The 10,267-nt window shown below is 72.7% G+C and carries 9 protein-coding genes; 3 read left to right on the forward strand and 6 right to left on the reverse strand.

Annotated features, from left to right (window positions below):
* Nucleotides 1–6: 6 nt before the first annotated feature.
* Complete coding sequence (locus AC0IW9_RS15290; RefSeq protein WP_471649134.1) at nt 7–996, reverse strand: tripartite tricarboxylate transporter substrate-binding protein; 990 nt, start codon at nt 994–996, stop codon at nt 7–9.
* Nucleotides 997–1,021: 25 nt separating this feature from the next.
* Entirely contained in the window at nt 1,022–2,098 is a 1,077-nt protein-coding gene (locus tag AC0IW9_RS15295; protein WP_471649228.1) for a tartrate dehydrogenase, read from the reverse strand.
* A gap of 173 nt (nt 2,099–2,271) precedes the next feature.
* Here AC0IW9_RS15295 and AC0IW9_RS15300 point away from each other — a divergent pair, with 173 nt between their 5' ends.
* Entirely contained in the window at nt 2,272–2,973 is a 702-nt protein-coding gene (locus AC0IW9_RS15300) for a GntR family transcriptional regulator (RefSeq protein ID WP_471649135.1), read from the forward strand.
* Nucleotides 2,974–2,988: 15 nt separating this feature from the next.
* Here AC0IW9_RS15300 and AC0IW9_RS15305 read toward each other — a convergent pair whose 3' ends face one another.
* From AC0IW9_RS15305 to AC0IW9_RS15315, 3 genes are all read right to left on the reverse strand, one after another.
* Nucleotides 2,989–3,642: a hypothetical protein gene (locus AC0IW9_RS15305; RefSeq protein WP_471649136.1), complete on the reverse strand. Its 654-nt coding sequence runs from the start codon at nt 3,640–3,642 to the stop codon at nt 2,989–2,991.
* Nucleotides 3,643–3,757: 115 nt separating this feature from the next.
* Entirely contained in the window at nt 3,758–4,228 is a 471-nt protein-coding gene (locus tag AC0IW9_RS15310; RefSeq protein ID WP_471649137.1) for a MarR family winged helix-turn-helix transcriptional regulator, read from the reverse strand.
* A gap of 285 nt (nt 4,229–4,513) precedes the next feature.
* Nucleotides 4,514–5,443 carry a class I SAM-dependent methyltransferase gene (locus tag AC0IW9_RS15315; RefSeq protein WP_471649138.1) on the reverse strand — a complete coding sequence of 310 codons (930 nt, stop codon included), beginning with the start codon at nt 5,441–5,443 and terminating at the stop codon, nt 4,514–4,516.
* 98 nt (nt 5,444–5,541) lie between these two features.
* On the opposite strand from AC0IW9_RS15315, the gene AC0IW9_RS15320 reads away from it, so the two are divergent.
* Both AC0IW9_RS15320 and AC0IW9_RS15325 read left to right on the forward strand, forming a co-directional pair.
* A complete protein-coding gene (locus tag AC0IW9_RS15320; RefSeq protein WP_471649139.1) occupies nt 5,542–6,726 on the forward strand; it encodes a M20 aminoacylase family protein in 1,185 nt (394 codons plus the stop codon).
* Between the two features lie 134 nt (nt 6,727–6,860).
* Complete coding sequence (locus tag AC0IW9_RS15325; protein WP_471649140.1) at nt 6,861–8,771, forward strand: AI-2E family transporter; 1,911 nt, start codon at nt 6,861–6,863, stop codon at nt 8,769–8,771.
* Here the strand turns inward: AC0IW9_RS15325 and AC0IW9_RS15330 are convergent.
* On the reverse strand, nt 8,768–10,240 hold the full coding sequence (locus AC0IW9_RS15330; RefSeq protein WP_471649141.1) for an MFS transporter: 1,473 nt from the start codon (nt 10,238–10,240) through the stop codon (nt 8,768–8,770). The two genes, AC0IW9_RS15325 and AC0IW9_RS15330, sit on opposite strands and share 4 nt — an antisense overlap.
* Nucleotides 10,241–10,267 lie beyond the last annotated feature (27 nt).

The following is a 10,267-nucleotide window of genomic DNA, read 5'->3' on the forward strand; positions in this document are numbered from 1 at the left end:
CCCGCCTCAGTCGGCGTATTGCCCCGCCGCCTCGATGACCGGCCGCCAGCGCGCCACCTCCTCGCCGAGGAAGCGGCGATGGTAGGCCGGCGTCGCATGCGCCTCGCTCGCCGGCGCCGTCACCAGGTCGGCGAAGCGCTGGCGCAGCCGGTCCTCCCGCAGCGCCGCGCGGATCGCCGCCGCCAGCCGCTCCTGCACCGCCTCCGGCGTGCCGCGCGGGGCATAGAGCCCATGCCAGGTGCTCATCGCCAGCCCCGGCTGGCCGGCCTCCGCCGTGGTCGGCAGGTCGAGCCCGGGCACCCGCTCCGCGAGGGTCACCGCATAGCCCTTGATCCGCCCGTCGCGCAGGAAGGCCGCGGTATTGGTCGCCTGGTCGCAGAAGACGTCGATGCGGCCGGCCATGAGGTCGGTGATGGCCGGCGCGCTGCCGCGGAAGACCACGCCGGTCAGCGCCGTGCCCGCCGCATGCTGCAGCAGCATCCCGCAGAGGTGGTTCGCCCCGCCGAGCCCGGAATGCGCCAGGTTCAGCGCATCGCCCCGCTTGCGGATCTCGGCCATGAAGCCGGCGAAATCGGCGGCGGGGAAGTCCGGCCGCGCCACCAGCGTCATCGCCGCGTCGGAGACGAGGCCGAGCGGCGCGAAGCTCTCCGTCACGCTATAGGGCAGGCGCCGGTACAGCGTGGCGCTGCTGGCATGGCCGACGTGGTGCGCCAGCAGGGTATGGCCATCCGGCCGCGCCTGCGCGACGCGCCCGGCGGCGATGGTGCCGCCCGCCCCGGTGACATTCTCCACCACCACGGGCTGGCCCAGGTCGCGCGACATGCCCTCGGCGACGAGGCGCGCGATCACGTCGGTCGGCCCGCCGGCCGCGAAGGGGACGATGATCGCCACCGGCCGGTCCGGGAAGCCCGGCTGGGCCCGCACCGCCGGCGCCGCCAGCAGCACGGGCGCCGCCAGCAGGGCGGGAATGGCGGCGATCAGCCTGCGTCGGTCCATGCCCGTATCCCCCTCTCGGCGCCGCTCAGTCATTCGCCTGCCGCAGCGCCTCGCAGACCGCATCCGTCACCTGCCGCGTCGTCGCGGTGCCGCCGAGGTCGGGCGTATGCAGCGCCGGATTGGCGGTCACCCGCTCCACCGCCTTCATCAGCCGCGCCGCCGCCGCCGGCTCGCCGACGTGCTCCAGCATCATCGCCGCGGTCCAGAAGGTGGCGACGGGATTGGCGATGCCCTTGCCGGTGATGTCGAAGGCCGAGCCATGGATCGGCTCGAACATCGAGGGCGCGTCGCGCTCCGGGTTGATGTTCGCCGTCGGCGCGATGCCGAGCGAGCCGGCCAGCGCCGCGGCGAGGTCCGACAGGATGTCGGCATGCAGGTTGGAGGCGACGACGGTGTCGATCGTCGCCGGCTTGATGACCATGCGCATGGTCATGGCATCCACCAGCATCTTGTCCCAGGTCACGTCGGGGAATTCGGCCGCGACCTCGGCGGCGATCTCGTCCCACATCACCATGGCGTGGCGCTGGGCATTGGACTTGGTGACCACCGTCAGCAGCTTGCGCGGCCGGCCCTGCGCCAGGCGGAAGGCATAGCGCATGATGCGCTGCACGCCCGCGCGGGTCATGACGGAGACATCCTGCGCCACCTCGATCGGCAGCCCCCGGTGGGCGCGGCCGCCGACGCCGGAATACTCGCCCTCCGAATTCTCCCGCACGATGACCCAGTCGAGCTCGGGGCCGCTCACGTTGCGCAGCGGGCTGGTGATGCCGGGCAGCACCCGCGTCGGCCGGACATTGGCGTACTGGTCGAGCGGCTGGCAGATGGCGAGCCGGAGGCCCCAGAGCGTGACGTGGTCGGGGATGTCCGGCGCGCCGACCGCGCCGAACAGGATGGCGTCGAAGCGCCGCAGCTGGTCCGCGCCATCGGCCGGCATCATCACGCCGTGCTTGCGGTAGTAGTCGGACCCCCAGTCGAAATCGGTGAATTCCAGGGCGAAGTCGCCGGCGCGCTCGGCGCAGATCTTCAGCACCTCGACCCCCGCCGCGATCACCTCGGGCCCGATGCCATCGCCGCCCATGGCCGCGATCCGGTAGCTGCGCATGCTGTCTTCCCCCTGGCCGCCGATGGTCCCGCCGAAAACAGGCATGCCATCTTCCATGCAAGATGGGATGGTACTAGATCAGGCCCAGGCTGACGGTCAATGGCCGACGGTCAATGGCGGGCGGCCGATCGCCCGGCCTGGCAACCTGCGGCCGACGCGGTAGAAGGATCCGGATGGTCAGCCTGCGCAGCGCAACCGCTACCCCGGCGGGCAAGCCCTCCCTCGTGGAGGGCGCCTACGACGCCCTGAAGGCGGCGATCCAGAGCAATGCCTTCGCCCCCGGCTACCATGGCTCGGAGCAGGAGATCGCCACCCAGCTCGGCATGAGCCGCACCCCGGTGCACGAGGCGCTGATCCGCCTGCAGGAGGAAGGCCTGGTCCGCATCCTGCCGCGGCGGGGCGTACTGGTCTGCGCCATCTCGCCCGACGACATGCGCGAGATCTACGAGGTCATCATCGCGCTGGAGGCCGCCTCGGCCGAGCTGATCGCCGCGCTGCCGCCGGAGCGCCGCGCCCCGGTCGCCGAGGCGCTGGAAGCGGTGAATGCCCGGATGGAGGCCGCCCTGGCCGCCGCCGACCTGGTCGCCTGGGCCGAGGCCGATGGCCGCTTCCACCAGCTGCTGGCCGAGGGCAGCGGCAATGGCCGCCTCGCCCGCATGTTCCACACCATCATGGACCAGTCGCACCGGGCGCGGATGCTGACGCTCCGCCTGCGCCCCTTGCCGAGCCTGTCCATCCAGGACCATGCCGGCATCGTCGCGGCGATCCGCGCCGGCGATGCCGCCGCCGCCCGGGACCGCACCCGGGCGCATCGCGCCCGGGCCCGGGACCAGCTGCTGCCGCTGCTCGGGCAGCTCGGGATGCGGCAGCTCTAGCGGGGCCGCGGCCCCCTAGCGCACCGTGTAGTTGGTGAGCGCGCACATGTTGACGTTCCGCCGCTCCTGCGACTGGCCACCCTGCCAGACCACGCGGATGTCGTAGTTGCAGTCGCCCTGCGGCAGCCGCACCGCGAAGGTGGCGCCGGGCTGCACGATCTCGTCGCCCAGCCGGTCCGGACCCCAGTTCTGCTGCGCGGAGGGCGAGGCATAGAATTCCTCGATCACCCGGCCGCTCTGGTTCACCAGGTTGAAGGAGGGATTGCCCTGCTGCTGGCTGCCCGGCTGGGCGCGGTTGCCGCCGCCCTGGGGCCCCGCCGTCCGCGGCGGCGGCGCGGCGCCGCCCCCGAGCACCAGGTCCACCATCTGGCAGGTATTCAGGTTGCGCCGTTCCTCGGCGCTGCCACCCTGGTAGACGATCCGCACGTCGTAATTGCAGTTCCCATCCGCCGGCAGCCGCACGATATGCAGCCCGCCCGGCGCGATGACCTCCGTCCCAAGCCGGTCCTGGCCCCAGCTCCGATCGTTGGAGGGGGAGGCATAGACCTCGTTGATGACATTCGGCGTGTTGTTCACCACCCGAAAGGACGGGTCATTGGTCTGGGCGCGGAGCGGCCCGACCCAGGCCAGCGCACCGAACAGGGCGGCCAGCAGCACGCGACGCAACATGGGATCCTCCAGAGGCAAGCGCGGCCAGCCTAACCTGTCAGGGATGGCTCCGGCCATAGGTCGCCAATGCCGCCGCGACAACACGCCTGCGTCATCGACCGGTGGTTGGGTGGCGCTAGTCCGGCCCCTCGGTCCCCGGCCCCGCCCCCATCGCCGCCAGCCTCGCATCCAGCGCATCCAGCAGCCGGTGCAGCGCCGCGCGATCCGCCGCCTCCAGCCCGGCCAGCAGCTCCGCCTCCAGCCCGCGCGCCAGGGGGACGATCCGGCCATGGATGCCCTGCCCCGCCGGCGTCATCGCCAGCCGCTGCACCCGGCGGTCCACCGCATCCTCCTCCCGCACCAGCAACCCGCGGGCCAGCAGCCCGCGCACCGCCCGGCTGACCTTCACCTTGTCCATCGCCGTGCGCTCGACCACCGCCGAGGCCGAGAGCCCGCCGAAGCGCCCCACCACCGCCAGCACCCGCCATTCCGCGATGCTGATCCCGAAGGCCTCCGAATAGCGCCGGGCGAAGAGCCGGGAGGCACGGTTGGTCACCACCGAGAGCCGGTAGGGCAGGAATTCCTCCAGCGCGAATGCTGCCGTCATCGCCTCCCCCTGCCCCCGGCTCGCCCGCCAGGATGTCTGCAAATTCCTTGCGCTGCCGCCCGGCGATTCGCTATAGGAATAAAAGCTTTGGCCATCGCGTCCGGCAAAACCCGGACGGCCCGGAAATCGACCCTTCCCACGCCCGAAAACGAGCATTTTCAGAGACTTGAGCCAATAAAATTGGGAATTATTTTACCGAATTGAGGGAAATTTAGCCGAATTTTACGGAATTGAGCAGGGTTTAGCGGAATTGATTTCGTTACCGGCCACGGCCGGACCCAGGCCTCACCGCCGCGCCCGCACCTCGAGCACTGCCCGCGCCACCAGGTCATCCGTCCCCGGCCGCATCGCATCCGGATGCGGCCGCGCCGGGCCCTTCGGCCGGCGGGACCAGACCGTCGCCTCCGGCACGTCCACCTGGAAGCCGGCGCGGCGGAAGCGCCCGACCATGGCCGAAAGCCCCAGCCGGTTCACGTAGATCCCGGCCTTGCCCACCAGCGCGCTGGCCCAGAAGCTGTCGCTGAAGCGCAGGTGCTGCAGCCCGCCGCCGAGGTGGTCCTGGAAGTCGATCCGGTGGATGCCGATGCCATCCGGCGCCGTCACCCGCCGCAGCTGCGCCAGCAGCGGCGCCAGATCGGCGCGCCGGACATGCTCCAGCACCGCCTCGCTCACCACCAGGTCCACCGCCCCGTCCGGGATGGCGGCCAGGGCATCCGGCCCGCCGATCAGCAGGCTCGCCTGGCAGCGGCGGAGGATGGCGGTGCGGTCGGCGCAGCCGGTCAGGTCGGGCACCGGCACGCCATGGCTCCGCGCCAGCGCGGCGACGGCGAGGTAAGGCCCCGCCTCGGCCGGCGCCGCATCGGAGGGATCGACGAACCAGACATGCTCGAGGCCGAGGCCCGCCAGCACCGGCGCCCGCAGCACCATCCGCCCCGGCCCGACCTCCAGCAGGGTGCGCGGCCGGCGCCCCATCAGCCGGGTCGCCTCGGCCAGCCAGGCCGGCGGGGCGCCGAGCAGCTTCGCCGGGTCGCCGGCATCGAAGGACGGCCGCGCCAGCCCGATCCGCCGCGCCCGGCCGCCATGCACGCCGATGGCCGCCAGCCCCAGCTTCACGCCGAGCTTCACCCACCAGGGCACCGGCGCCCCGCGGGCCAGCCCGGCCGGCGCCGGCACCACATGCTGGGGCCGCGCCATCTCCTCGCTATGGTGTTCCATGGTCGGCAGTTGACCCAATCCTGCCATAGACATAGCGCACCAGACCCGGCCTTGCCCACCATGCCGAAGCCGGGAGCCCAAGGCCCCAAGCCCAGGAGATGCATTTGAGCCCGATCGACCGGATCCGCCGCTACCAGGATGAACTCACCGCCTGGCGCCGCGACTTCCATGCCCACCCCGAGACCGGCTTCGAGGAGCACCGCACCAGCGCCCTGGTGGCGGAGCGGCTGGAGGCCATGGGCATCGAGGTCCATCGCAACATCGGCCGCACCGGCGTGGTCGGGGTGCTGCGCAACGGCCGCGGCAACCGCGCCATCGGCCTCCGCGCCGACATGGATGCGCTGGACATGCCGGAGGCGAACGACTTCGCCCACAAGTCCACCAACCCCGGCAAGATGCATGGCTGCGGCCATGACGGCCATACCACCATGCTGCTCGGCGCCGCCCGCTACCTGGCCGAGACCAGGAATTTCGAGGGCACCGTCCACTTCATCTTCCAGCCCGCCGAGGAAGGCCAGGGCGGCGCCCAGGCGATGGTGGCCGACGGGCTCTTCGAGCGCTTCCCCTGCGACTCGGTCTATGGCCTGCACAACCGCCCCGGCATGCCGGTCGGCCACTACGGCATCCGCGCCGGGGCGATGATGGCCGGCTGCGGCTTCTTCGACCTGCATATCCACGGCAAGGGCGGCCATGGCGCCCGGCCGGAAAGCACCGTCGACCCGGTGGTCTGCGGCGCCGCCATCGTCTCCGCGTTTCAATCCATCATCGGCCGCAACGTGGCGCCGAACGATACCGGCGTGGTCAGCGTCACCGGCTTCTCCGCCGGCACCGCCTACAACGTCATCCCGGAGAAGGTCTCGCTCCGCGGCACCGTCCGCGCCTTCCGCACCGAGACCATGGCGCTGATCGAGGCGCGCATGCGGGCGCTCTCGTCCAGCATCGCCGCCGGCTTCGGCGCGACGGCGGAGCTGGATTTCCGCGAGGTGACGGTCCCGGTGGTGAACGGCGTCGAGCAGACCGCGCTCATCGCCGATGCCGCCGCGGCGATGGTGGGGGAGGCGCAGGTGGACCGCGCCCGCATTCCCGCCATGGGCTCGGAGGATTTCTCCTACATGCTGGCCGAGCGGCCGGGCGCCTATATCCTGGTCGGCAACGGCGAGGGCGCGGCCGGCGGCTGCGAGGTGCATAACCCCGCCTATGACTTCAACGACGCCGCCATCCCCTATGGCGCCGGCATCCTGGCCGCCGTCGTGGAGAAGGAGCTGACGGGCCACGCCCGCTAGCGGCCGCAGGGCCGAAACCGCCGAGCCGGCGCTTCTGTGAGCGTCGGTTCGGCGCACCTGTACGAACGATGACCGAACCGGGGCGTTTCGCCCGGGAGGTCGCTTCCGGCCTGCCTTCGCGGAACCCCCGGCCCATGTCAGATACCCGTCCTGCCAATCTCCCCAGCCGTGGCCCGTCGCTGACCCGGGGGCTGGCCGCGGCCGGCGCGCCCGGCTCGGGGATGGAGATGCTGCAGGGCGCGCTGCTGGTCATGGCCGTGCTGTATTTCGGGCAGGAGCTGCTGGTGCCGCTGGTGCTGGCGGTGCTGCTGTCCTTCGTGCTGGCGCCGCTGGTGCGGATCCTGCGCCGCATCGCCATTCCGCGCCCCGTCGCGGTGATCGTCACCGTGCTGCTGGCCTGCACCCTCTTCCTCGGCATCGGCGGGCTGGTCGGCCGCCAGGCCAGCCTGCTGGCGGAGAACCTGCCGACCTACCAGGCGACCATCGGCCACAAGCTGTCTGGCCTGCAGAGCGCCGGCGGACTGCTGGACCGGGTCAGCGGCGCGGTCCAGGCCATGGGCCGCGGCATCAACACCGAGCCGGAGGCAACGGCCAAGCCGGCCGGGCCCGCCACCCGGACCGAGGCCCAGGCGCCCATCCCGGTCGAGGTCCGCACCCCGGACCCGACCGCCATGGAGATGCTGCGGCGCGTGGCGGAACCGCTGCTCGGCCCGCTGGCGACCGCCGGCATCGTCATCATCCTGGTGATCTTCATCCTGCTCTACCGGGAGGACCTGCGGGACCGGCTGATCCGCCTCGCCGGGGCCCGCGACCTGCACCGGACCATGGCGGCGATGGACGACGCGGCCTATCGCCTCTCCCGCTTCTTCCTGGCGCAGACCGGGATGAACACCGCCTTCGGCCTGTTCATCGCCGGGGCGCTCTGGCTGATCGGCGTGCCGAACCCCCTGCTCTGGGGCTTCGTCGCCGCGCTGATGCGCTTCGTGCCCTTCATCGGCGTCTTCGTCACCGTCACCGGGCCGATCCTGATGGCGCTGGCGGTGGACCCGGGCTGGTCCATGCTGGTCTGGGTGCTGGTGCTCTTCGGCCTCAGCGAGATGCTGATGGGCCAGGTCTTCGAGCCGCTGGTCTTCGGCCATTCGACCGGCCTCTCGCCCATCGCCGTCATCGCCGCCGCCACCTTCTGGACCTGGCTCTGGGGCCCCATCGGCTTGCTGCTGGCGGTGCCGCTGACGGTCTGCCTGGTGGTGCTGGGCAAGCATGTGGAACGGCTGGAATTCCTCGAGGTCATGCTGGGCGACCGGCCGCCGCTGGACCCGGAGGAGACCTTCTACCAGCGGGCGCTCGCCGGCGATGCCAATGCCCTGGCGGAACAGGCCGAGCGCTGCCTGAAGGAGAAGCCGCTGGCGGACTACCTCGATGCCGTCGCCCTGCCGGCGCTCCGCCTCGCCCAGGCCGATGCGGTGCATGGCGCGCTGCAGCCGGAGCGGCGCGAGGCGCTGCAGCGCAGCATCGAGATGCTGGTGGAGGACCTGGAGGAGGAGGACGACCCGAATCCGGCCGAGGGCGAGGCCCCGCCCGCCCCGCTGCCGCCCGAGTGGCATGCGCCGGGCGCGGTGCTCTGCCTGCATGGCCGCGGCCCCTTCGATGCGCTGGCGGCCAACATGCTGGCCCAGGTCCTGGCCCGGCGCGGCTTCGGCGTGCAGACCGGCGGCCCGGAGCCGGCGGCCCAGCCCAGGCTGATCATCCTCTGCCTGCTGGAAGGCGGCAGCAGCAGCGCCACCGCCCGCTACCTGCTGCGCCGCGCCCGCCGCCGCCTGCCCGGCATCCCCGCCATCGCCCTGGCCTGGTCGCCGGAGCCGGACGGCGTGCTGGCCAAGGCGCTGCGGACCGAAGGCGAGACCACGCCGCTGCAGCTGGCGATGAGCCTGACCGAGGCGCTGGACCTCGCCACCGAGGCGGCCGGCCCGGCGCCGCTGCCCGTGGCGGCGCCGGCGCCACGGCCGGAGCCGCCGGAACTCGGGCTGGCGGCGGCGCCAGCCTAGGCGATGCGTTGCAGGGGCACCCGGCTGGCCAGCCAGCTTCCTGCCGCGGCCATCGCCGCCGCACCGAAGAAGGCGGTGCGGAAGGCCTCGGCCAGCCCGGCGCGCAGGGCGGCCTGGCCCTCCGGCGGCAGGGTCGCCAGCAGCCCCGGCCCGGTCTGCACCAGCCGGGCGAACAGCGCGGCGACCGTCGCATCCCCCGCCGCCAGGGTGCCGAACAGCAGGGCGCCCAGCACCGCCGTCGCCACCGCCGCGCCCAGGGTGCGGGAGAACTGGACGGAGGCCGCCGCCGCCCCGAGCCGCGCCGGCCCGCCCGCCACCTGCACGGTGATCTGCACCACCGGGTAGGAACAGCCGAAGCCGACCGAGACCAGGCCGAACAGCGCCGCCACGCCCCAGTCCGGCAGCGCCCCGGCCAGCAGCGCCACCGCCGCCAGGGCGCCGGCCGACAGCGCCAGGCCATAGGTGGCGAAGGGCATGCCGATGCCGGTCCGGGTCATCAGCCGGCCGGCGGTCAGCCCGCCGATCGCCCCGCCGAGCGACAGCGGCAGCAGCAGCACCCCGGCCTGCGCGGCCGAGGCGCCGCGGACGCTCTGCAGGTAGATCGGCAGGAAGCTCAGCAGGGCGATCAGCGCACCATGGGCGCAGGCGGTCATCAGGTTGCTGCGCAGGATGGTGGGCTCGGCCAGCAGGGGCAGCGGCAGCAGCGGGTCGCGTGCCCGGCGTTCCTGGCGCAGCAGCAGCAGCAGGGCCAGCGCCGCCAGCAGCCCCAGCCCGACCGCCGCCGGCAGGGCGGCGAGCGACAGCTTCTGCACCTGGGACAGCGCCAGCAGCGCCGGGCCGACGAAGCCGGCGAACAGCAGCACGCCCGGCAGGTCGAAGCGGAAGCCGGCGCTGCGGGCCCCGGGCCGGGCCGGGATGCGCAGCGCCAGCGGCACCGCCAGGGCGATCCAGGGGATCAGCACCCAGAAGACCGCGCGCCAGCCGAAATGCTCGGTGACATAGCCGCCGGTGATGGGGCCGAGGCAGGAGGCGGTGGTGAAGCTGGCGACGATCCAGGTCTGGAAGCGGCCGCGCTCGCGCGGCGGCACCGCCTCGCCGATCAGCGCCATGGCCAGCGTCGCCATGCCGCCGCCGGCGAAGCCCTGGATCAGCCGGCCGAGGATCAGCACGCCGAAGGCCGGCGCGGTGGCCGAGATCGCCGCCCCCAGCCCGGCCAGGCCCAGCGCCACCAGCAGCAGGTTGCGCCGGCCGAAGACATCGCCCAGCCGGCCGAAGACCGGCGCCGCGATGGTCGCCGAGATCAGGTAGGAGACGACCACCCAGGACAGGCTCTCGACCGCGCCGAGGGCGCCGGCGATGGCCGGCAGCGCCGTCGCCACGATGGTCTGGTCGATGGCCGAGAGGATGATGGCGGGGGCGACGCCGGGGAAGGTGCGGAAGAAGGCCGCCCGCATCTCGGCGGCACTCATGCGCGGCTCCGCCGCGGGGTTCATGCA

The sequence above is a fragment of the Belnapia sp. AC561 genome (assembly GCF_979252845.1).

Coding starts and splice junctions, on each gene's coding strand:
- AC0IW9_RS15290 (WP_471649134.1), bottom strand. CDS start 996: ATGGACCGACGCAGGCTGATCGCCGCCATTCCCGCCCTGCTGGCGGCG.
- AC0IW9_RS15295 (WP_471649228.1), bottom strand. CDS start 2,098: ATGCGCAGCTACCGGATCGCGGCCATGGGCGGCGATGGCATCGGGCCC.
- AC0IW9_RS15300 (WP_471649135.1), top strand. CDS start 2,272: ATGGTCAGCCTGCGCAGCGCAACCGCTACCCCGGCGGGCAAGCCCTCC.
- AC0IW9_RS15305 (WP_471649136.1), bottom strand. CDS start 3,642: ATGTTGCGTCGCGTGCTGCTGGCCGCCCTGTTCGGTGCGCTGGCCTGG.
- AC0IW9_RS15310 (WP_471649137.1), bottom strand. CDS start 4,228: ATGACGGCAGCATTCGCGCTGGAGGAATTCCTGCCCTACCGGCTCTCG.
- AC0IW9_RS15315 (WP_471649138.1), bottom strand. CDS start 5,443: ATGGAACACCATAGCGAGGAGATGGCGCGGCCCCAGCATGTGGTGCCG.
- AC0IW9_RS15320 (WP_471649139.1), top strand. CDS start 5,542: ATGCATTTGAGCCCGATCGACCGGATCCGCCGCTACCAGGATGAACTC.
- AC0IW9_RS15325 (WP_471649140.1), top strand. CDS start 6,861: ATGTCAGATACCCGTCCTGCCAATCTCCCCAGCCGTGGCCCGTCGCTG.
- AC0IW9_RS15330 (WP_471649141.1), bottom strand. CDS start 10,240: ATGAGTGCCGCCGAGATGCGGGCGGCCTTCTTCCGCACCTTCCCCGGC.